Genomic DNA, 21,808 nt, shown 5'->3' on the forward strand with positions numbered 1-21,808 from the left:
CTCAGCCGCAGTCCTGCGCGGCGATCTTCTTTCGGCGGAAGGCTATCCGCGGAGGCTGCCGGTTGCGCCGGGCCGTTCGGCGAAATCACTCGCAATACCTGACAGAATGACGGCGCTTTCGGCATTCTATCAGTGCCGGTCGACAGGCTGAAAATGGAAAGGCGCGCCGGTCGGAACCGGCGCGCCTTGATGCTGTCGGCCTGCGGATCAGACCGGGAATTCAACCCCCTGCGCCAGCGGCAGCTTGGCGGAATAGTTCACCGTCGAGGTCTGGCGCCGCATGTAGCCCTTCCAGGCATCCGAGCCGCTTTCGCGCCCGCCGCCGGTTTCCTTCTCGCCGCCGAAGGCCCCGCCGATTTCCGCGCCCGACGGCCCGATGTTGACGTTGGCGATGCCGCAGTCCGAGCCAGAGGCCGACAGGAACGTCTCGGCTTCGCGCAGGTTCAGGGTGAAGATGCAGGAGGACAGGCCCTGCGGCACTTCGTTCTGCAGCCCGATGGCTTCGTCCAGCGTGTCATAGGTCAGGACATAGAGGATCGGCGCGAAGCATTCCTCGCAGACCGTGGCGGTCTGGCCCGGCATCTCGACCAGCGCCGGGGTGACATAGGCCCCGCCCTTCACCCCGTCGACCGCCTGCCCGCCGTGGACGGTGCCGCCCTCGGCGCGGGCCTTGTCCAGTTGCTTCAGCATCCGGTCGCGGCTCCCTGCGTCGATCAGCGGCCCGATCAGCGTGCCCGCTTTGCGCGGGTCGCCCACCGGCAGGTTGGCGTAGACCTTGGCCAGCCGCTTGACCAGATCGTCGCGGACCGAGCGATGCACGATCAGCCGCCGCAAGGAGGTGCAGCGCTGGCCTGCCGTACCCACGGCCCCGAAGGCAATGGCGCGGACGGCCATTTCCAGATCGGCGGAAGGGGCGACGATCATCGCGTTGTTGCCGCCGAGTTCAAGGATCGCCCTGCCCCAGCGCGCGGCGACCTTCGGGCCGACGATGCTGCCCATCCGGGTGGAGCCGGTGGCGGAAAGGATCGGCACGTCCTTCGACGACACCAGCGCGTCACCCACCGCCGGGCCGCCGATGACCAGTTGGCACAGGCCCTCGGGCGCGTCGCCGAAGCGGGCCAGCGCCTTTTCGAGGATCTTCTGCGTCGCCATCGCGGTCAGCGGGGTCTTCTCCGACGGCTTCCAGATCACCGGGTTGCCGCAGACGAGCGCAAGCGCCGCGTTCCACGACCAGACGGCGACCGGGAAGTTGAAGGCGCTGATCACGCCGACCGGGCCCACGGGAAGCCAGGTCTCCGCCATGCGGTGCCCGGCGCGTTCGCTGGCGATGGTCAGGCCGTACAGCTGGCGCGACAGGCCGACGGCGAAGTCGCAGATGTCGATCATCTCCTGCACTTCGCCCAGCCCCTCGGAGGTGATCTTGCCGACCTCCAGCGTCACCAGCGCACCCAGTTCCGCCTTGGCCGCACGCAGTTCCTCGCCCAAGAGGCGCACCAGTTCGCCCCGACGCGGCGCAGGAACGTCGCGCCACTGGCGGAAGGCGGCTTGCGACCGGGCGATGATGGCGGGCATTGCCTCGGCCTTCGTCTCGGCCACGCGGGCGATCTCCGCACCGTCGATGGGGGAGTGGACGGCAAGGGTGCCTCCGGTCAGGTCGGATTTGGTCAGCCCGGCGGCGGCGAGGATTTCGGCATGGGTCATTTGGTGTCTCCGGTAACGAGGGGGCGCTGGTCGGGCAGCGCCATCGAGATAAGGAAAGGATCTTCGGCCTGCAACCGCTGGAAGTCAGCCTTGGAGGCCAACCCGCGCCAGTTCGCCCGGATCAGGCTTTGCGCCACCGCCCCGCCCAGGGTGGTGCCAGGGCCGGGGACGATGAAGTAATCCGGCGCGAATTCGCGCGCGGCGGTGCGGATGGCGGCGGTGAAGTCGTAGGGTTCCACCACCTGATGCCCCAGCGTGTAGTCACGCAAGGCGGCGGTTGTCGCGGCGCCCGGCCACCAGACCTGCCCGCGCCCGTCGATCAGCGGGGTCTTCGGCTGGCCGAACAGGCTTTCGGGCAGCGCGGCCCGACCCTTGGCTGCAATCGGGGCCTGCAAGGCGGTATGGAAAGCCGCGTGGTTGCCCAGCCGCAGCGGGAAGCGGCCCTGCACCGGCGGCACGGCGGCCTCGAAAGCCTTCAGCCCCGCCTCGTTGCCCGCGATCACAAGCATCCCGCCAAGGTCGATGGAGAGGGCAAGGTCATGGCCGGGGCGGTCGCCGATCTCCTCGACCAGCGCCAGAAGCTCGGCGCGGCGGGCGGGGGCGTCTTGCCAGTCCTCGGCCATGAACGGATAGACCAGTTGCCCGCCGATCAGCGCCTCCTGCATCAGCGTGCCCATCGTGTTGACCACGGTGAACCCGTCCATCGGCGACACGGCACCGGCGCAGGCCAGCGCGGAATACCAGCCCATCGAATTGCCGGTGACGGCGACCACCTCGACGCCTTGCAGCGACAGGGCGTCGCCCAGGGTGCAGGCGTAGATCAGCGCGGAGGCATTGTCGCCGCGGGTATGCCGGGCGACGGAATAGCTTTGCGCGCCATCCAGCGCACTCAGCGTCTCCTGCCCCAGCCGGGCGCGCTCGGCGTCGAAGCGGGACAAGAGCGCCGCGTCGGGGAACCGGGCCAGCGAGCCGAGTTCGGTCTTGGTATAGGTCCCGCGACCGGGGCAGATCAGGACGGCGGTCTTCATTTCACCAGCCCCTTCGCTGCCGCCACGATCTGCGCCGATGACGGCATCGTCGCCGCATAGGCCGGGCCGGTGGCGATGAAGCTGTCCTCGGCGGTCAGGCGGGCCAAAGGCACCCCCGGCGCGGCTTCGTGGAAATGCGCCATCAGCGCCTCGGCGACGCCGCCGGAATGGCGGGTTTCATCGACGATCAGGATGTTGCGGCAACCCTTGACCGCCGCCGTCAGGGCCTCTTTCGGCAGGGGAGAGAGCCAGCGCGTGTCGACGATCCGGGCCTTGATCCCGGCGGCTTCGATCTGCGGCAGCGCCTGCTGCGACAGGTACATCCCATTGCCGAAGGTGACGATGGCAAGGTCTGTCCCCTCACCGCTGACGCCCACCTCACCCAGCGCAATGCTCTCTGACGGGTCAGGGTAGCGGGTCATCCATTGCCCGTCCTTGTCCCCATGCAGGTCGCGCATCGGATACAGCGCGATGGGTTCCAGGAACACCACCACCCGCTGCTCTTCCCGTGCCAGACGGACACATTCGCGCAACATCCGCGCCGCATCCGCCCCGTTCGAGGGCACGGCAAGGATCAGCCCCGGAATGTCGCGCAGTACGGCGACGGAGTTGTCGTTGTGGAAATGCCCACCGAAGCCCTTCTGGTAGCCCAGACCGGCGATCCGCAGCACCATCGGGTTGGTGAAGGCGCCCTTGGAGAAGAAGGACAGCGTCGCCGCCTCGCCCCGCAGCTGGTCCTCGGCATTGTGCAGATAGGCGAGGAACTGGATCTCCGGCATCGGCACGAAACCGTTCTGCGCCATGCCGATGGCGAGGCCCAGGATCGACTGCTCGTCCAGCAAAGTGTCGATCATCCGGTCCTGGCCGAAGCGTGCCGTCAGCTTCTGGGTGACGCCATAGACCCCGCCCTTGCGGCCCACATCCTCGCCCATCATCACGATCTCGCGGTGGGCAAGCATCAGGTCGGTCAGCGCCCAGTTGATGATCCGCGACATGATCTGCGGTTCGTCCATCGCCTTCAGGTCCGCGCCGAAGGCTTCGGCCCGCGCCTCGGGCGTCGGCCCGTTGGTCGGCTTGCAGGGGCGCAGCGGGGGGATGAGTGAGGCCATCACGTCGGAAGCCGTCTTCAGCCGGGGCCGCTTGACCGCGTCGCCCGCCACCCGCTCGACCCGGGCGCAGGTCTCCCGGTAGATCGCCAGCGCTTGCGCCGGGTCCATCACTCCGGCCTGGTCCAGAAGCCGCACGGAATGGAGCAGCGGGTCCTGCGCCTCCTCGGCCTCGACTTCCCCGCGGGGAAGGTAGGTGGTCGGCACATCCGCCCCGGCATGGCCGTAAAGCCGGATCGTCCGCAGATGCAGGAAGGCGGGCTTTTTCCGGGTGCGGACAAAGTCAGCCGCCTCAGCCGCCACGCGGTAGGTGTCGTAAAGGTCGAGGCCATCGGCCTTGAAATAGGTCAGGCCGGGGCGGGCACTGAACGTCGCCTCGATCCAGCCCTTCGGGGTCTTGGTGGAGATGCCGATCCCGTTGTCCTCGCAGACGAAGAGAAGCGGCAGCGGCACCGACTGGTAGCTCGTCCATTGCGCCGTGTTGAACGCCCCCTGCGCGGTGGAATGGTTGGCAGAGGCATCGCCGAAGCTGCACATCACCACCGCGTCTTCCGGCAGGATCGCATGTTCCGGCCGGTGCCTGCGGGCCGCACCGATGGAATAGGCAGCCCCCACCGCCTTTGGCAGATGCGAGGCGATGGTCGAGGTCTGCGGCGGGATCATCAGCTTGCGCGACCCCAGCACTTTGTGCCGACCGCCCGAAATCGGGTCATCGGTCGAGGAGGCGAAGGACAGAAGCATGTCCCAGGCCGGGTTCTCGCCCGGATCCTGCCCGGCCCGGGCGATCTGGAAGGCCGCGTCGCGGTAGTGGAGGAAGGCCATGTCGGTCGGGCGCAGGGCCAGCGCCACCGCCGCCAGCGCCTCATGCCCCGAGGAGCCGATGGTGTAGAAGCCTTGGCCCGCCCGCTGCATCGCGCGGGACTGCCGGTCCAGCGCCCGCGTCAGGCAGCCCGCGCGGAAGGCCTGCACGGCCAGTTCCGGCGTCAGCGGCCCTTGCGGCGCCTTCCCTTCAGGGAAATCCCGCGCGGCGACCCGGCGCAGGAAGTTGTCATGCACGATCTCGCAGCGGTCCATTCAGGCCCCCAGGGCGGCGGCGATGCGCGAAACGCCCGCATCCAGCTCGGCATCGGCATAGGCGAAGGAGAGCCGCGCGTGGCCCGGCAGGCCGAAGGCCCGGCCCGGCACGATGGCGACGCCCGCCGTCTCCAGCAGCCATTCGCACAGGGCGGCGTCGGTCGCAAAGCCCTTGGCCGCCATCGCCCCGGTGATGTCCGGGAAGACATAGAAGGCCCCGTCCGGGCTGGGGCAGACCACCCCCGGCACCGCGTTCAGCCCGGCGACAACCCGGTCGCGCCGGGCGCGCAGGGCCGTGCGGCGCTCCTCGATCAACGCCTTGTCGCCGGTCAGCGCCGCAACCGCCGCCGCCTGGGCGATGGAACAGGCGCCCGAGGTGACCTGCCCCTGCACCGCCCCCATCGCCTGGATCAGCGGGGCCGGGCCGATGCCCCAGCCGATCCGCCAGCCGGTCATCGACCAGGCCTTGGACGCGCCGTTCACCGTCAGGAGCCGCGGCTTCAGGTCCGGCGCGGCCTCGGCGAAGCGGGTGAAGGGAACAAAGCTCAGATGCTCATAGATCTCGTCCGCCAGGATCATGACCTGTGGATGCCGCCGCAGCACGTCGGCCAGCGCGGCGATCTCGTCTGCCGCATAGACCGCGCCGGAGGGGTTCGACGGCGCGTTCAGCATCACCCAGCGCGTCGCCGGGGTCAGCTCGACTTCCAGCCGGTCGGGGGTCAGCTTGAACCCGTCCGCCATGCCGCAGGGGATAACCCTCGCCACGCCACCCGCCATCGCCACGATGTCGGAATAGCTGGTCCAGTAGGGCGCGGGCATCACCACCTCGTCGCCCGCATCCAGCGTCGCCAGCATCGCATTGGCGATCACCTGCTTGGCGCCGGTCGACACGATCACCTCGGCGGGTGTCGCCCCCGCATCCGCCGCCACCGCCGCCCGCAGGTCGGTCGTGCCCAAGGTCGGCGGATAGCGCGTCTGGCCGTTCAGCGCGGCCTGGTGCGCCGCCTCGATCACATGCGGCGGGGTGGGGAAGTCCGGTTCCCCGGTCGCGAGCGACACGATATCGCGGCCCGCCTTCTTCAAGGCACCCGCGCGCTCGCTGATCTGGACGATCTCGGAAATCTCAAGCCCCGTCATGCGCTTGGCACGGCGGAAGGGGAATGCGTTCATGGTCTGACCGATCGGTGGTTTGGGGGAGTGTATCTGAAGTAAAACTCAAGTAAAACCGATGAAAACTCGCCTGCCTGTGAGGTTTCCGCACATGATCGCCCCCCGCCGCTTCCTCCCCTCGGTCAGTTCCCTCCTCGCGCTGGAGGCGGTGGAACGCCTCGGCTCGGCCACCCTGGCAGCGGCGGAACTGTCGCTGACCCATTCCGCCATCTCGCGCCAGCTCAAACATCTGGAGGACCAGATCGGCGTCACCCTGTTTGAACGCGCGGGCCGGGCGCTGGTCCTGACCCCCTCCGGCCGCGACTATGCCGCCACCGCGCGGGGCTATCTGCAAGACCTCGCGCGGGCCAGCCTGAAGATCCGCGCGGCGGGGGCGCGGATGAGCCTGAACCTCGCCGTCCTGCCAGCCTTCGGGTCGCATTGGTTGCTGCCGCGCCTGAAGGCCTTTACCGACGCGCATCCCGAGGTGACGGTGAACCTCTCCACCCGTCTGGCGCCTTTCGACTTCGCCCGCGACCCCTTCGACGCCGCCGTGCATTTCGGCACCGGCGACTGGCAGGGGGTGGAGTATCTGGACCTGATGCGCGAACGGGTGATCCCCGCAGGATCGCCGTCGCTGCTGCCCGACGGCCCCCTGCCGCCCCAGTGCCTGCTGGATTTCCCCCTCTTGCACCTGGAAAGCCGTCCGGGCGCCTGGGAGGACTGGTTCGCCCGCCGCAAGGTCCCGGTGGACCGCCTGCGCGGGATGCTGTTCGACCAGTTCTCCCACATGTCCGAAGCCGCGGCCCTGGGCTTCGGCCTCGCGCTGCTGCCGTCCTTCCTGTTCGAAGCGGAGGCCGAGCGAGGTCGGCTGGTCGCGGCGGTGGAGGGGTTCGAGGAACTGGAAGGCAGCTACTCGCTGGTCTGGCCGAAGGGGCGGGTGGTGAGCAGGCCGCTGGGGATGTTGTTGGAGTGGTTGGGGGCGGTCGGCTGATGCTTGCATTTTCTGCCAGCATTGCTATTTTGCAATCATGAACAGCAAGCATCGCCGCACGCTTGAGGCCGTCTTCGCCGAGCCGGTGTCGGGGACGATCAACTGGGCAGACATCGAAAGCCTGCTGGTCTGGGCGGGGGCCGAGGTGATCGAAGGCCGCGGCTCGCGGGTCAGGTTCGTGTGCCGGGGCGAGGTGGAGAGCTTCCATCGCCCGCACCCGGCCAAGGAGGCCAAGCGGTATCAGGTCCGCGCGGCGCGGGAATTTCTGGAACGGATCGGAGTGATCCCATGAGCAACGCGATGAGCTACAAGGGCTATTCGGCCCGGGTCGAGTATGACGATGAGGACGGCATCTTCACCGGCCGGATCGCGGGCATCCGCGACGGGGTGGGCTTCCATGCCGACACGGTGGAGGGCCTGCGCGAGGCCTTCCGCGAGGCGGTGGAGGACTATCTGGAAACCTGCGCGAAGATCGGGAAGGAGCCGCAGCGTGCCTATTCCGGCCAGATGATGTTTCGCGTGAACCCCGAGGTCCACCGCAAGGCCGCGCTGGCGGCGGAACTGGCAGGCAAGAGCCTGAACCAGTGGGCGGAAGAGGTGCTGGGGAAGGCGGCGGGGTGATCCAGTGTTGCGATCTTTTTTGCCCCTAAGCTGGCAAGCAAGGTCAGCTGACGCCAGAGAACGCAACACCCCCAGCAATCAAAGATGCAAACAACCAAAGGATGCAGAAAACCCCTGATCCTTTTCCAAGTACGAGATAAGCGCAACCAATAGCGATCGGGCCCAAAAAAGCCCAAGCTTGGGCGGCCAGAGTTAGGAAGCCCCTGAGTGTCAGCCCGCCTCCTCCAATCGTAGACAGGTTTCCAAATGTAACGGTGGCCAGGACACAGCCAACAAATACCAATCCAGCAAGCAGTTTCCCGACAACTCTCACTTCTAACTCCATTAAATCAAGCGATAGGAGTCGGACTTGGTCGCCCCATTAGAGAACATTTTTCAGGACCGCCACCGAGTCACTTACCCCCACTTCACCATCACATGCCGGACCACCGTATAGTCCTCCAGCGCATAGGCGCTCATGTCCTTGCCGTAGCCGCTCTGCTTCAGCCCGCCGTGCGGCATCTCGTTGGTCAGCATGAAATGGGTGTTGATCCAGGTGCAGCCGTAGCGCAGCCGCGCTGCCGTAGCCATCGCCCGACCGACGTCGCGGGTCCACACCGATGACGCCAGCCCGTAGTCGCTGTCGTTGGCCCAGCTGACGGCCTCGTCCACCTCCGAGAAGGGTGTCACGGAGACCACCGGGCCGAAGACCTCCCGGCGGACGATCTCGTCGTCCTGCTTGGCCCCGGCCACCACCGTCGGGCGGTAGTAGAAGCCCTGGTCCATCGCCTCGCCGCCGGTCGTCACCTGCACATGGTTCAACTCGCGGGCGCGGTTGACGAAGCTCGCCACCCGGTCGCGCTGGCGCTGGCTGATCAGGGGGCCGATTTCATTGGTGGTGTCGTCCTCAGCGCCCAGAACGATGGAGGACGCGGCAGAGGTCAGGTCGGCCACCAGATTGTCGTAGACCTTCTTCCCGGCATAGACCCGGCAGGCGGCGGTGCAGTCCTGCCCGGCGTTGTAGAAGCTGAACGCTCGCAGCCCCTCGACCACTTCCGCCACATCGGCATCGTCGAACACGATCACCGGCGCCTTGCCGCCCAGTTCCAGATGGGTGCGCTTCACCGTCTTGGCGGCGGCATCCAGCATCTTCTTGCCGGTCGCCACGTCGCCGGTCAGCGAGATCATGTCGACCTGTGGGTGGTTGATCAGGTAGCTGCCGACGGTCTGGCCACGCCCCGCGATCACGTTGACCACGCCCTCGGGCAACACATCCGCCAGGATATGCGCCAGTTTCAGCGCGGTCAGCGGGGTCTGCTCGGATGGCTTGAACACCACCGTATTGCCGCCGCCGATGGCCGGGCCAAGCTTCCAGGCCATCATCATGAGGGGGTAATTCCAGGGTGCGATACTGGCCACCACCCCCACCGGGTCACGGCGGATCATCGAGGTATGGCCCGAGAGATATTCCCCGGCCACCGTCCCGGTCATGCAGCGCACGGCGCCCGCGAAGTAGCGGAAGCAGTCGACGATGGCGGGGATCTCGTCATTCCGCGCGGCGTTGATCGGTTTGCCGCAGTTCAGCGCCTCCAAGGCGGCGAAGGCATCCGCCTCGGCCTCGATCCGGTCGGCGATGGTCAGCAGCGCGGCGGAGCGTTCGGCGGGCGTCGTCCGCGACCAGCCTTCGAAGGCCTTCCGCGCCGCCGCCACTGCCCGGTCCACCTGCGCGGTTGAGGCTTCCGGGACCTCCAGGATCAGCGCGCCGGTGCGGGGGTTCAGGACGGATTCCTTCGCCTCCTGCCCCACCTCAAAAGCGGAACCGATCAGGAGTTGCGTCTGGATGGTCATGCGGAGGTCTCCCTATTTGCCCATGCCGGCGGTCTCGGAGCCGCCGCGGGTCAGGTAGTAGGCTGCGAGGATCGGGAAGAAGGTGGCCGCGAAGACCACGATGGCGACGACGTTGGTCACGGGCCGCTGGCGCGGGCGGATCAGCTCGTCCAGCATCCAGATCGGCAGGGTCTTCGCCTCGATGCCCGATCCGGCAGTGAAGATGGTGACGATCACCTCGTCGAAGCTGAGCGCGAAGGCCAGCATCCCGCCTGCCAGCAAAGCCGAGCCCATGTTGGGCAGCAGCACATGCCGGAAGGTCTGGAAGGCGTTGGCGCCAAGGTCGGCGCTGGCCTCCATGATGCCCCCCGACAACCGGCGCAGGCGGGCGACGGCGTTGTTGTAGACGATGACGATGCAGAAGGTGGCGTGGCCCAAGACGATGGTCCAGACGCTGAACGGGATGTCCATGATCCCGAAGGCCGAGCGCAGCGCCATGCCGGTGATCACCCCGGGCAGGGCGATGGGGAGGAGGATCAGCAGGCTGATCTGGTCGCGCCCGAAGAAGGCGGTGCGCGTCATCGCGGCGGCAACGAGCGTGCCGAGGACGAGGGCGATGGAGGTGGCGACGGTCGCGACCTTCAGCGACAGCCAGAGCGGCGGCCAGATGTCCGGGCGGTCATACCAGGCGGTCGCGAACCAGTGCGTGGTCAGGCCGGGAGGGGGAAACTGGAAGCTGCGCTCCTCGGTGGTGAAGGCGTAGAGGAAGATCAGCAGGATCGGCAGGTGCAGGAAGAGAAGCCCGCCGATGGCCGCAGCGCGGAGCGAGAGGGGGGAGCGGTCAGAGAGCATCGAAGGCCCCCATCCGGCGGGCGATGGTCAGGTAGATGAGCATGATGAGGATCGGCACCACGGCGAAGGCGGCGGCCAGCGGGATGTTCCCGGCGGTGCCCTGCAGCTGGTAGACCGCCATGCCGATGAAATTTGCGGAATTGCCGATGATCTGGGGAATGATGTAGTCGCCGAGCGTCAGCGAGAAGGTGAAGATCGACCCGGCGATCACCCCCGGCAGGGCGAGGGGCAGCACGACCGTGCGGAAGGTCTGCGCACGGGTGGCGCCAAGGTCGGCTGAGGCCTCCAGCATGGAAGTCGGCACCCGCTCCAGCGCGGCCTGCATCGGCAGGATCATGTAGGGGAGCCAGATGTAGCAGAAGACCATGAAGGTCCCGAGCGGCGAGGTGGAGAGCGAGGAGCCCTCCAGCCCGGGGATCGAGAGCAGCCCGTCGATGATCCAGGAGGTATGGGTGCGTTCGGCGGCCCAGCCGATGATGCCTTCCTTGGCGAGGATCAGCTTCCAGGCATAGACCTTGACGAGATAGGACGACCAGAGCGGCAGCATGACGCCCAGGTAGAAGGCCGCCTTCCAGTGCCCCTTGGCGTAGCGGGCGGCATAGTAGGCGATGGGGAAGGCCAGCACGGCGCAGGCCAGCGTCACGGCGGCGGCCATCGTCACCGTGCGAACCAGAATGTCGAGGTTCGACAGCCGGAAAAGCTCGCCATAGGTCTTCAGCGTCAGTTCGTGCTTCACCAGCCCCGACATTTCGTCGATCGAGTAGAAGCTTTGCAGGAGAAGCGCGGCGAGCGAGCCGAGGTAGACCACGCCAAGCCACAGAAGCGGCGGGGTGAGGAGCAGCGCGAGAAGCACGCGGGGGTGGCGCCAGAACGTCGAGGTCAGCCGGTCGGCAGGGCCCCTTGCGGGCAGGATCGCCGGGGCGGTCATCGCGGCGCCCTCCGGCCGTCAAAATTCTTGCAGAAAGAATTTTGGGCGCCTTGTCCTGCAGCCTTGCGCGGGAGGGAGGAGTCGGAGCCTCCGGCGGGGATATTTGCGGACAGAAAATGGACCTTGGGTGATGCTGTTTTCTGTCCCCAAATATCCCGGGGGTGAGGGGGCAGCGCCCCCTGCGACAGGGCGGCCTGGAGGCGGCGCATCAGGATGCCCCCATCAGGTGCAGGGCGCCGGGGTCGAAGGCGATGGCGGTGATCGCGCCCTCGGACGGCACGGGCTGGCCTGCGGGAACCAGCGCCGCGATCTCGGTGCCCTGCGCCTCGATCACCACGCGGGTGCCGGAGCCGAGGTAGCGCAGCGCGGTCACGGTGCCGGAAACCAGGCCGGTGGGCGCAAGCCGCGTCGCCTCGGGGCGGAGCGAGGCCCATTCCGCCGGGCCTCCAAGGGCCCGGGTCAGGTCGGGGGGCAGGACGTTGGAGGAGCCGACGAAATCCGCCACGAAGCGGGTGGCGGGGCGGTCGTAGATCTCTTGCGGGGTGCCGATCTGGGCGATCCTGCCCTCGTTGAACACCGCCAGGCTGTCGGCCATCGACAGCGCCTCGTGCTGGTCATGGGTCACGAAGACGAAGGTCAGCCCAAGGCGTTTCTGCAGCGCCTTCAGTTCGTCCTGCATCGCCTCGCGCAGCTTCAGGTCCAGCGCACCAAGGGGTTCGTCCAGCAGCAGCACGCGGGGCTCGTTCACCAGCGCGCGGGCGAGCGCCACCCGCTGCCGCTGGCCGCCCGACAGCTGCGCGGGCTTGCGGTCGCCGTAGGCGCCGAGCTTGACCAGCGCCAGCATCTCCTCGGCCTTCGCGTGGCGCTCTGCCCGGCCCATGCCCTTGACCATCAGCCCGTAGCCCACGTTGTCGCGCACGTTCAGGTGCGGGAAGAGCGCATAGTCCTGGAACACCGTGTTCACGTTGCGCAGGTGCGGCGGCGTCGCGGACACATCCTCGCCGAAGATGCGGATCGCGCCGCCGGTGGGTTTCTCGAAGCCCGAGATCAGCCGCAGGCAGGTGGTCTTGCCCGACCCCGACGGACCAAGCATGGCGAAGAACGAGCCTTCGGCGATGGTCAGGTCCACCCCGTCGACGGCCTTCACCGGGCCGAAGTGTCGGGAGACATTCTGAAATTCGACGGCAGCGGTCATGGCACGATCGTAGGGTGCGCTACAGCGCACCATCCCTTTGCGAAGTTGGAAAAGCAGGGTGGGCAGGCCGCCCACCCTGACAAGAAGATCAACGCCCGCCGATCACGCCGATATAGTCGCTGACCCAGCGGTAGTAGGGCACGCAGGCCCCCTCGCCCTGGCTGCAGTTCGACACCGGGGTGGTCCAGAACCGGATCTTGTCGAAGTCGTCCATCCCGTTCGCCGAGCAGCTTTCCTTGGTCGACATGCCCGACCCGTCGGTGCAGGCCGCCGGAACCGAGGGGTTCGCCCCGAACCAGACCGCAAGGTCGGATTGCAGGTTCGAGGACAGCGTATGCTCCATCCACAGATAGGCGCAGGTCGGGTTCTTGGCGTCGACATGCATCATCGTGGTGTCGGCCCAGCCCGTCGCGCCTTCCTCGGGGATGGTCGAGGCGACCGGCTGCCCTTCGGACTTCAGCAGGTTGACCTGGAACGGCCAGGAGCCGGACGCCACGACGCCCTCGTTCTTGAAGTCGTCGATCTGGATCATCGCGTCGTGCCAGTAGCGGCCTACCAGTTCACGCTGGCCGCGCAAAAGGTCGAGCGAGGCCTTGTACTGGTCCTCGTTCAGCTCGTAGGGGTTGGTGATCCCCAGTTCCGGCTTGTGCGCCATCAGGTATTGCGCGGCGTCGGCGATGTGGATCGGGCCGTCATAGGCCTGCACCCGGCCCTTGTTCGACTTGCCGTCGGGCAGGGTCTGTTCCTCGAACACCACCGACCAGGACTTCGGCGCCTCCTTGAAGACATCGGTGTTGTACATCAGCACGTTCGGCCCCCACATGTAGGGCACGCCGTAATGCACCCCGTCGACCGTGTGCCAGGCGGCATTCTGCAGCCGCTCGTCCACATTCTTCCAGGACGGGATCAGGTCGGTGTTGATCGGCTGCACCCGGTCGCCCGCCACCAGCCGCAGGCTGGCGTCGCCCGAGGCGGTCACCAGGTCGAAGCCGCCCTCGTTCATCAGGGCGACCATCTCGTCCGAGGTGTTCGCGGTCTTGACGTTGACCTTGCAGCCCGAGGACTGTTCGAACTTGGTCACCCAGTCGAAGGCCTTGTCGCTTTCGCCCCGCTCGATATAGCCGGGCCAGGCGACGATGTTCACCTGACCCTCGGGTTCGCCAAGCGCGGCGACCTGGGCAAAAGCGGGGGTCAATCCGGTGAGAAGCGCAAGCGTCGTGGTTCCCAGAAGTTTGAGGCGGTTCATGGCAGGCTCCCGTTGGTGTGTCTCTGGCGATGGCGCGGACGGTCCGTTTCCCGGACTTGGGCGAAAGGGTAGGAGGTCGCGGAACTTTCGCAATGGCAAAATACTGAAGCTAGGTATCGGATTTTCCGATGGCAGAGAGCGGCCCGGCAGTCCGGCGTCGAATTCGCGATACTTGGCCCCGGTTTCACACTAGATATCCGGTATCGAGTTGTTATGGGACCCTGATGGCACGCATGCTGATGATTGCTCCGGCACCCGTGATCGAGAGCGGGGGCCGCGTCCGGCTGGACGTGAAATTCGTCGAGGGCATGCGTGTCCAGCAGGCGCATTGGCCCAGCCGGATCACCTGCCTGCTGCGGCGCGGGGCTCCCTCCATCCCCTTCGGGCGCGACTTCGATCCGACCGAGCTGCCGTTCGACCTTGTTCTGCTCGACCCCGACGAACCCATCACCGCCCGTCACCTGGCGGGGCACGCGCTGGTCTATGCTTCGGGCGACGACTTCCGCTGCCTTGGGCTGACCGATCATCTGACGCCGGGCCAGAAGATCGTCTATGTCATCGAATACACTGACGAAACGCGCCGCCAGATCAACGATCTTGACCGTAGTCGCGGGCTTGTCAGGCGGTTGAAGGGCCGTATCTGGCTGCGGCAGCAGGAAAAGCGCCGTCGACGCGATTTTCGCGCCGCGCAGGGGCTGCAATCCAACGGCTATCCGGCGCATGACCTGTATGGCCCGATGTGTCGCGACAGCCTGTTGTATCTCGACGGGCGGATGACGCCCGAGCTTTTCGCCACCGAGGCCGAGATGGCCGCGCGCGAGGTCCGGCGCGCCGCAGGCGAACCGCTGCGGCTGGTCTATTCCGGGCGGCTGGAAACCATGAAGGGCGCGCAGGACCTGATCCCCGTTGCCCGCCACCTGAGCGAGCGGGGCGTCGCCTTCACGCTGGACATCTTCGGCACCGGCGCGCTGGAGACCGAAATCGCCGAAGGCATCCGCAGCCTGCCCGATCCGCAGCGGGTGCGCTTGCGCGGAGTGGTGGATTTCGAGACCGAACTTGTCCCCTTCACCCGCCGGGAGGCCGACATCTTCCTCGGCTGTCACCGCCAGTCCGACCCCTCCTGCACCTATATCGAGGCGATGGGCTGCGGTGTCGCCGTGGCCAGCTACGACAACCGCATGTGGCAGCGCCTGAACGGCGAGGCGCAGGCCGGCTGGGGGGCGCCGCTGGGCGATGTGCTGGCGCTGGCCGACCGCATTGCCGACGTGGCACGCAATCCGGTCGAGATCACCCGCTGCAGCCGCAATGCCTGGACATTCTCGCAGGCGCATGGCTTCCAGCCGGAATTCCGGTGCCGGATGGAGCATCTTGCCCGCATCGCCGGGGTGACGCTTCTGCCGGTGGTCGCCTAGCTGGGACGGACCGCCGTCGTGCTTTGCGCCGAGCGGATGAAGTTGCTGGCCGGAACGGTCAGCGGCGCGCCCTTGCGCCAGGCGAGGCCGACCTGAACCGAGGGCAGGTCGCCCGACACATCGCGGATCTCGATCCGGTCGCCTTCCAGCGACCAGGGCCGGTAGACGAGGCTGGGCAGGATCGCCAGCCCCGCCCCGGTGGCGACCAGCGAACGCACCGCCTCGACGCTGCGGGTGCGGAAGGCGATCTGCGGCTTCACCGGCAGCGCGGCGGTCAGGCGGCGGGTGGATTCCTCGATCTCGTCCACCATCAGCTGGATCAGCGGCTGGCCCGCCAGCTCCTCCAGCGTGATCAGCTCCTGCTGCGCCAGCACATGCCCCAGCGGCAGCCACAGCCGGTAGGGCGACACGACCAGCGTTTCCACGTTCAGCGCCAGCCGGTCCTTCACCGATGAGGTGAGCAGCACCGCCACGTCCAGCTCGCCCCCGATCAACAGGTGCTGGAGATAATCGCCATTGTCCTCGATCACGTTCAGCTCGATCCGCGGATAGGCGCGGCGGTAGCGGGCGAGGATATCCGACAGCACATAGCCAGCGACGAGACTCGTCACCCCCAGCGACAGGCGTCCGGTCGCGGTCTCGGCCTCCTCGACGAAGGCCGACCGGGCGGTGGAGACATCGGCCAGGATCTGCCGCGCATGGCGGAGGAAGGCGCTGCCCTTGTGGGTCAGCAGGATGCCCCGCGCCTGCCTGTCGAACAGCCCGACCCCCAGATCGTCCTCCAGCGCCCGGATCGCTTCGGTCACCGAGGACTGGCTGATCGACAAGGCCCGCGCCGCGCCGGAGACCGACCCGGCCTCGGCGGCGGCGACGAAGAACTGCAACTGGCGCAGGGTGAAAGGCATCGGGAACTCCGAAGGCAACCGGGCATATCTTGGGGTATACCGATGGCTCGACGCAAGACTTGCCGCCCGACTCCTGCCATGCTCAGATGCGAGAAAACAAAATGGAGGCGTCGATGTGGTGGATCGTGGCAGCGGTGGTGCTGGGCGGGACGGCGGTGGCCTTGCAGGCCCCGGTCAATGCGGCGCTCGCGCGTGAGCTTGGCGGGCCGGTTCCCGCAGCGGCGGTGTCGTTCGGCGTGGGCTTCGTGGTGTTGCTGGTCATCGCCCTGGTGCAGGGACAGGGCGGGGCCTTCCTGAAACTGCCGCAGGTGCCCGCCTGGACGCTGATCGGCGGCTGCCTTGGCGCCTGGTATGTGCTGACCTCGGTCTGGGGCGTCTCGCAGCTGGGCGTGGTCACCCTGGTCGCCGCGCTGATCCTGGGACAGATGACCGCAGCGATGGTGATCGACGCGACCGGCGCGCTTGGCGTCACCGCACGCGAGATCACCCCGACCCGCATCGCCTCGGCCGGGCTGGTGATGGCCGGGCTGCTGCTGTCGCGGGTCTAGGGAACCCAGCGCCCGCCATCCAGCTTGACCCAGGGCGCGGCGACCGGCGGGGGCGGCGCGCCCTCCTGCCAGAAGCACAGGCGCAGGTGATCCGCCGCCTCGCCCTCGCCGACCAGCGCCCAGTCCATGTGGAAGCCGTCGATCAGCAGCCCCTCGGCGTAGAAGGCGATCTCCTCCGCCTCCAGCGCTTCGGACGGCGTCGGGTCCCAGCCCTCGGTTCCGCCCCAGAACACCAACCCCTCGATGTCGCGATGCTTCCGCGCCAGCCGCGCCAGCGGGACCAGGAACGCCTCGACCGGGCTCAGTTCCTTCGCCATCAGCGCAGCGCCGCCGCCAGCGCAGGGGTCGCCCTGGCCACCAGCGCCTCGTAACCCGCCAGCTTCTCCGGCGTGAAATGCCCCGCCTCGGCCAGGATGTTGACCGTCCCCAGCACGCGCGCGCCATCGACCACCGGCACGTTGATGCAGGAGCCAAGGCCCAGCGACACGATCAACTCATGGTCGAAGAAATACTTCGCGAACTCCGGCGGTGTGTTCGCCACGAAAGTCCGCTTCCCCGCGATGGTCGTGTCGTACCAGCCGTCCTTCTCCATCGGCTTGGTGCCCGACACCGGGTATTCCAGCGGATGCGAGGTGAAGACCCGCGCGAAGAGCGCCGCGCCCTCGTCCAGCCGGGTCACGGTGAACAGCCGCGTGCCCAGCGCGGCGCAGCGGGAGTGCAGGTCGGTGAATGCGGTCATCTTGCCATGCTTTCGTCGAGCGGTTTCGCGGTACTGTCAGGGGCACCACCCCGACTGTCAATGTCGCCCCCGTGTCCGTCGTGGACCGGAGTTTTCAAAACTCCGGACCGATTTCTTCGAAGAAATCGGCCCCTACCGCCGCGTCATCGCGATGCGGATCAGCGCGCGTTCCATCAGCGCCATGCCGGGCGCCTTGCTGGCCGAGCGCAGCGTCAGGTCGGTCTCCAAGAGCACCGCCACCGCCTGTTCCAGCGCGCGGACGCCCCATTGCCCCGCCTGCCGCCCCATCGCGTCCTTCTGCTTGAAGTTCACCCGCGCCTTCTGGATACCGACGCCCGGACCTGAAGGATCGGTCGCCGCCTGATGCAGCACGCGGAAATGGCGCAGCGCGCCAATGCAGATCGTCACCGGCAGCACGCCCTGCCCCTCCAGCCGCCGGAACAAGGGTCCGATGGCCGCACTGCGCGCCTCGGCGACCGCGTCGATCAACTCGTCCACCTCGGCCTCGATGGTCGCCGGGGCCATCGCCGCCACGTCCGCCGGGGTCAGGGGCGAGGGATCGCCATGCTTGTAGAGCGCGATCTTCTCCAGCGTCTGCCGGAAATCGCCGGGGTCGAGTGCGCGCGCAAGGGTGTTCAGGTCGGTCATCGCCTCGCGGTCGATGTCGCGCAGCCCCGCCTTCTTCAGCGCCTCCTCGATCTCTTCCCGGCTGGGCGGATCGTCGTAAAGCCCGATGGAGACCGCATTCGGATGCTTGTCGAACAGGGTCTTCAGCGCAGACTTGCCCGTCAGGTTGCCCGCCGTGACCACGATCGCCGCATCGCCCGGCTTCCAGTCCTTCAGCGCGACGGCAACCGTCTCGGCCAGCCCGTCGGTGGCCTCCTCCACGAAGGCCACGCGCGGGCCGGGGAAGAACCCCACTTCCTTGATCGCATCCAGGAGCAGGCTGCCGTCCTTGCGCAGGTCGCCGCCGGACATGCGCGACAGCCGCATTTCGGCCTCGCCCTCGGGACCGACCAGCGCCGCAATCGCCTCTTGCCGCTTCAGCGCGACCCGCATCGCATCGGCACCGAAGATCAGCAGACCCGCCCGCGCAGGGTCGGGCTTCGCACAATACCGCGCCGCCTCGACCCCCTTCAGGATCATGGCAGGCTGGCCGAGGCCGCGATCAGCCGGGCGACGATCTGGTCGGCGAGGATTCGCATCAGCCGAAGGCTTGCGTCCTCTTCCGCCGCCAGCCCGGCAACGGTCGAGCCGGTGGCGGAATAGGCGGTGAAGCTTTGCACCCGCCCGCCGGTGACCTGCGCCCCGGTGGCGCGGTCGGTCAGGGCATAGTCGACCACGCCCTTCAGGTCATAGCGGGTGATCTTGTTGTCCGGCGTGATCCCCACACCCACGCTTTCCGTGGTGATCGTATAGGCGAGGTCATAGCGGATCGTTTCGGGCCGCCCGAGCCGTTCTTCCAGCCGCTCGACCAGGTCGAAGGCATTCTTGTCGGTCGGGTCCTGCACCCAGACGGTTTCCGTCAGCTTGCCCGCACTGCCACCGGGGCCATAGGCGGGGGTGAAGCCGCAGGCGGCAAGGGCGAGGGGGGCGAGGATCATTGTCCGACGGGTCAGAGCCCCCCCACCCCATCCCTCCCCCACCGGGGGGGAGGGAGGCGCCGGTCTTGAAGCGCTGCGCTCGATGCCAGGCGCAACAGGTCCCCTCCCCCCTTCGTGGGGGAGGGCTAGGGCGGGGGGGCACCCTGTTGTGGGGGGGATACGGTCAGACGACGACATTGATGATGCGGCCCGGCACGACGATGATCTTCTTCACCGGTTGCCCGGCAAGGAACCTGATCACATCCTCATCCGCCAGCGCCAGCTTTTCAACCTCCGGCGCGGGCATATCCTTCGGCACGCTGATTTCCGCCCGGCGCTTGCCGTTGATCTGGATCGGCAGGGTGACGGTATCGTCCACCAGAAGCGCCGGGTCGGCCTTGGGCCAGGCCGCCAGCGCGCACAGCCCCGCGCCGCCCTGCGCCGCCCAGATTTCCTCGGCCAGGTGCGGGGTCATCGGCGACATCAGCTTGGCCAGCGTGCGGATCGCCTCCTTCATCACCCCGGTCGAGGCATTGGCCTTGGCGATGGTGTTGCTGAAACCGTAGAGCACCGCGATGGCCTTGTTGAAGGCAAAGCCCTCGATGCCCTTGGTCACCTCGTCGATGGCCTTGGCCGTTGCCTTCGCCAAGGCCCCGTCGCCCTCGCCCTTGTGGTCGGCAGGCATCTCACCGATCCGCACCGACAGGCCCCAGACGCGCGACAGGTGCTTGTGCGCGGCCTCGGCGCCGGACGAGGTCCATTCCACATCCCGCTCCGGGGGCGAATCCGACATCACGAACCAGCGCGCGGTGTCGGCGCCGAAATCGGCGATGATGTTCATCGGGTCGACGACGTTCTTCTTCGACTTCGACATCTTCGCCGAGGGGATGATCTCGACCGCCGTCCCCGCCGCCTCTTCCAGCTTGGCCTTCAGCTCGTCCTCGCTCAGTTCGGAAAGGTCGGTCGCATGGTCCGCCCGCAGGAAGGCCACCGGCTCGTTGCCGATGTTGAAGCGCAGGATGTCCTCGGGCAGGTGATAGACCGGGCGGCCCTGCGCATCGGTGGACCGGTAGATCTCGTGCGTCACCATGCCCTGCGTGAAGAGCGCATTGAACGGCTCGATGGCCTTCACGGGCAGGTGGCCGGTCTTGTGCATCGCCCTTGCGAAGAAGCGCGAGTACAAGAGGTGCAGGATCGCATGCTCGATCCCGCCGATATACTGGTCGACGTTCATCCAGTAACCGGCGTCCTCGGCCACCGTCGGAGTCGTCGCCCGCGGGGCGGTGAAGCGGGCGTAATACCAGGACGAATCGACGAAGGTGTCCATCGTATCCGTCTCGCGCCGGGCCTTCCCGCCGCAGGTCGGGCAGGTGCAGTCGCGCCAGGTCGGGTGACGGTCCAGGGGGTTGCCCGGCACGTCGAAGCTGACGTCATAGGGCAGCTCGATGGGCAGATTCTCCTTCTTCTCGGCCACCACCCCGCATTTGGCGCAATGGATCACCGGGATCGGACAGCCCCAGTAGCGTTGCCGGCTGACCCCCCAGTCGCGCAGGCGGTATTTCGTCACGCCCTGGCCATAGCCCTTGGCCTCGGCATCGGCGATGGCCGCAGCCACGCCCTCATCCCCCGTCTGCACGTCAGCGCCAGCGAAGCCCCGCACATAGCGGACCCTCTCGGATTTCATCGGCGTATAGGCTTCGGCCAAAGCCGCCTCCTCCGCGCCCTCGGCCACGAAGACCGGCCTGATCGCCAGCCCGTATTTCGTCGCGAAATCGAAATCCCGCTGGTCATGCGCCGGGCAGCCGAAGATCGCCCCGGTGCCGTAGTCCATCAGGATGAAGTTCGCGATCCAGACCGGCAATTCCCATGAGGGATCGAGCGGATGCTTCACGCGGATGCCGGTGTCATAGCCGATCTTCTCCGCCGTCTCGATTTCCTCGGCCGAAGTCCCGCCCTTGCGGCACTCCGCGACGAAGGCGGCAACCTTCGGGTCCGTCTCCAGCGCCTTCGCCAGCGGATGATCCGGCGAGATCGCCGCGAAAGACGCCCCCATCAGCGTATCGGGCCGGGTCGTATAAACCTCCAGCTTTTCAAAGCCTTCCGGCGCCCCCACCGTCTGAAACGCGAACTGCAGACCGCGCGACTTGCCGATCCAGTTCGCCTGCATCAGGCGCACCTTCTCGGGCCAGTGCGTCAGCCCGTCCAGCGCCGACAACAGCTCTTCCGAATAATCCGAAATCCTGAAGAACCACTGCGTCAGCTCGCGCCGCTCCACCGCCGCGCCCGACCGCCAGCCCTTGCCGTCGATCACCTGCTCGTTCGCCAAGACCGTCATGTCGACCGGGTCCCAGTTGACCACCGCCGCCTTGCGGTAGACCAGCCCGGCCTCCATCATGTCGATGAACATCGCCTGCTGCTGGCCGTAATATTCCGGGTCGCAGGTCGCCAGTTCCCGCGACCAGTCGATCGACAGGCCCAGGGGCTTCATCTGCGCCTTCATGTCGGCGATGTTGCCGTAGGTCCAGTCCTTCGGATGGCCGCCCCGCTCCATCGCCGCGTTCTCGGCGGGCATCCCGAAAGCATCCCAGCCCATCGGATGCAGGACGGAGAACCCCTGCGCCGCCTTGGTCCGCGCCACCACGTCGCCCATCGTGTAGTTGCGCACATGCCCCATGTGGATGCGCCCCGACGGATAGGGGAACATCTCCAGCACATAATACTTCGGCTTCGTCGCATCGCGCCGCGCCGTGAAGGCCCCCGCCTTGTCCCAGGCAGCCTGCCAGTGGGGTTCGATCACCGAAGGGTCATAGCGCGACATCAGGGGCCTCTCACAACTTGCCGGGCGCAGTTACACGGAACGCGGCGAAAAGGTCCACCCCGCTCCATTTTCTGTCTGCAAATATCCCGGGGTCCGGGGCAGC

The 21,808-nt window shown here is 67.2% G+C and carries 20 protein-coding genes; 5 read left to right on the plus strand and 15 right to left on the minus strand.

Annotated elements, in window-relative coordinates:
- Positions 1–207 precede the first annotated feature (207 nt).
- Genes ACE3P6_RS14940 through ACE3P6_RS14955 form a run of 4 tightly spaced genes read right to left on the minus strand, consistent with a single transcriptional unit; the run spans position 208 to position 6,079 of the window.
- The gene (locus ACE3P6_RS14940) at positions 208–1,701 is read right to left on the minus strand and encodes an aldehyde dehydrogenase family protein (protein WP_374396487.1); all 1,494 of its coding nucleotides are present in this window, start codon (positions 1,699–1,701) and stop codon (positions 208–210) included.
- Positions 1,698–2,729 (minus strand): ACP S-malonyltransferase, encoded by a 1,032-nt coding sequence (locus tag ACE3P6_RS14945; RefSeq protein ID WP_374396489.1) that lies wholly within the window; start codon positions 2,727–2,729, stop codon positions 1,698–1,700. The genes ACE3P6_RS14940 and ACE3P6_RS14945 overlap by 4 nt, the downstream gene beginning before the upstream one ends.
- Positions 2,726–4,909 (minus strand): thiamine pyrophosphate-dependent enzyme, encoded by a 2,184-nt coding sequence (locus tag ACE3P6_RS14950; RefSeq protein ID WP_374396492.1) that lies wholly within the window; start codon positions 4,907–4,909, stop codon positions 2,726–2,728. The genes ACE3P6_RS14945 and ACE3P6_RS14950 overlap by 4 nt, the downstream gene beginning before the upstream one ends.
- Positions 4,910–6,079, minus strand: coding sequence for a pyridoxal phosphate-dependent aminotransferase (locus ACE3P6_RS14955; protein ID WP_374396495.1), 1,170 nt, complete (start codon positions 6,077–6,079; stop codon positions 4,910–4,912). It abuts the gene before it with no gap.
- 91 nt (positions 6,080–6,170) lie between these two features.
- Here ACE3P6_RS14955 and ACE3P6_RS14960 point away from each other — a divergent pair, with 91 nt between their 5' ends.
- From ACE3P6_RS14960 to ACE3P6_RS14970, 3 genes are read left to right on the plus strand one after another with little or no spacing between them, the layout of a single operon-like run.
- Positions 6,171–7,052 carry a LysR family transcriptional regulator gene (locus ACE3P6_RS14960; RefSeq protein ID WP_374396496.1) on the plus strand — a complete coding sequence of 294 codons (882 nt, stop codon included), beginning with the start codon at positions 6,171–6,173 and terminating at the stop codon, positions 7,050–7,052.
- 37 nt (positions 7,053–7,089) lie between these two features.
- Complete coding sequence (locus ACE3P6_RS14965; protein WP_374396499.1) at positions 7,090–7,344, plus strand: type II toxin-antitoxin system HicA family toxin; 255 nt, start codon at positions 7,090–7,092, stop codon at positions 7,342–7,344.
- Positions 7,341–7,673 (plus strand): type II toxin-antitoxin system HicB family antitoxin, encoded by a 333-nt coding sequence (locus ACE3P6_RS14970; RefSeq protein ID WP_374396501.1) that lies wholly within the window; start codon positions 7,341–7,343, stop codon positions 7,671–7,673. Before ACE3P6_RS14965 ends, ACE3P6_RS14970 begins: the two co-directional genes overlap by 4 nt.
- A gap of 396 nt (positions 7,674–8,069) precedes the next feature.
- Here the strand turns inward: ACE3P6_RS14970 and ACE3P6_RS14975 are convergent, their stop codons facing one another.
- The 5 genes from ACE3P6_RS14975 to ACE3P6_RS14995 form a co-directional block, all read right to left on the minus strand.
- Positions 8,070–9,494: a gamma-aminobutyraldehyde dehydrogenase gene (locus ACE3P6_RS14975; RefSeq protein ID WP_374396538.1), complete on the minus strand. Its 1,425-nt coding sequence runs from the start codon at positions 9,492–9,494 to the stop codon at positions 8,070–8,072.
- An 18-nt stretch (positions 9,495–9,512) separates the two neighbouring features.
- Entirely contained in the window at positions 9,513–10,331 is an 819-nt protein-coding gene (locus ACE3P6_RS14980) for an ABC transporter permease (RefSeq protein WP_374396504.1), read from the minus strand.
- The gene (locus tag ACE3P6_RS14985; protein ID WP_374396507.1) at positions 10,321–11,259 is read right to left on the minus strand and encodes an ABC transporter permease; all 939 of its coding nucleotides are present in this window, start codon (positions 11,257–11,259) and stop codon (positions 10,321–10,323) included. The genes ACE3P6_RS14980 and ACE3P6_RS14985 overlap by 11 nt, the downstream gene beginning before the upstream one ends.
- A gap of 208 nt (positions 11,260–11,467) precedes the next feature.
- Positions 11,468–12,454, minus strand: a complete 987-nt coding sequence (locus ACE3P6_RS14990) for an ABC transporter ATP-binding protein (RefSeq protein WP_374396509.1) — start codon at positions 12,452–12,454, stop codon at positions 11,468–11,470.
- An 88-nt stretch (positions 12,455–12,542) separates the two neighbouring features.
- A complete protein-coding gene (locus ACE3P6_RS14995; protein ID WP_374371549.1) occupies positions 12,543–13,700 on the minus strand; it encodes an ABC transporter substrate-binding protein in 1,158 nt (385 codons plus the stop codon).
- 224 nt (positions 13,701–13,924) lie between these two features.
- Between ACE3P6_RS14995 and ACE3P6_RS15000 the strand changes: the two genes are divergently transcribed.
- On the plus strand, positions 13,925–15,112 hold the full coding sequence (locus tag ACE3P6_RS15000) for a glycosyltransferase (RefSeq protein WP_374396512.1): 1,188 nt from the start codon (positions 13,925–13,927) through the stop codon (positions 15,110–15,112).
- Here the strand turns inward: ACE3P6_RS15000 and ACE3P6_RS15005 are convergent.
- Positions 15,109–16,017: a LysR family transcriptional regulator gene (locus ACE3P6_RS15005; protein WP_374396514.1), complete on the minus strand. Its 909-nt coding sequence runs from the start codon at positions 16,015–16,017 to the stop codon at positions 15,109–15,111. The genes ACE3P6_RS15000 and ACE3P6_RS15005 overlap by 4 nt on opposite strands.
- Positions 16,018–16,103: 86 nt before the next feature.
- Here ACE3P6_RS15005 and ACE3P6_RS15010 point away from each other — a divergent pair, with 86 nt between their 5' ends.
- Complete coding sequence (locus ACE3P6_RS15010) at positions 16,104–16,565, plus strand: DMT family transporter (protein ID WP_374396517.1); 462 nt, start codon at positions 16,104–16,106, stop codon at positions 16,563–16,565.
- Here the strand turns inward: ACE3P6_RS15010 and ACE3P6_RS15015 are convergent.
- From ACE3P6_RS15015 to leuS, 5 genes are all read right to left on the minus strand, one after another.
- A complete protein-coding gene (locus tag ACE3P6_RS15015; RefSeq protein ID WP_374396519.1) occupies positions 16,562–16,882 on the minus strand; it encodes a hypothetical protein in 321 nt (106 codons plus the stop codon). The genes ACE3P6_RS15010 and ACE3P6_RS15015 overlap by 4 nt on opposite strands.
- Positions 16,882–17,304 carry a GAF domain-containing protein gene (locus ACE3P6_RS15020; RefSeq protein ID WP_374396521.1) on the minus strand — a complete coding sequence of 141 codons (423 nt, stop codon included), beginning with the start codon at positions 17,302–17,304 and terminating at the stop codon, positions 16,882–16,884. The genes ACE3P6_RS15015 and ACE3P6_RS15020 overlap by 1 nt, the downstream gene beginning before the upstream one ends.
- A gap of 132 nt (positions 17,305–17,436) precedes the next feature.
- Entirely contained in the window at positions 17,437–18,450 is a 1,014-nt protein-coding gene (gene holA, locus ACE3P6_RS15025) for a DNA polymerase III subunit delta (RefSeq protein ID WP_374396523.1), read from the minus strand.
- Positions 18,447–18,908 carry an LPS assembly lipoprotein LptE gene (lptE, locus tag ACE3P6_RS15030; protein ID WP_374371564.1) on the minus strand — a complete coding sequence of 154 codons (462 nt, stop codon included), beginning with the start codon at positions 18,906–18,908 and terminating at the stop codon, positions 18,447–18,449. The genes holA and lptE overlap by 4 nt, the downstream gene beginning before the upstream one ends.
- Positions 18,909–19,071: 163 nt before the next feature.
- Positions 19,072–21,705 (minus strand): leucine--tRNA ligase, encoded by a 2,634-nt coding sequence (leuS, locus tag ACE3P6_RS15035; protein WP_374396525.1) that lies wholly within the window; start codon positions 21,703–21,705, stop codon positions 19,072–19,074.
- Between the last annotated feature and the right edge of the window lie 103 nt (positions 21,706–21,808).

The organism is Tabrizicola sp. (assembly GCF_041911175.1).
GTDB lineage: Bacteria > Pseudomonadota > Alphaproteobacteria > Rhodobacterales > Rhodobacteraceae > Tabrizicola.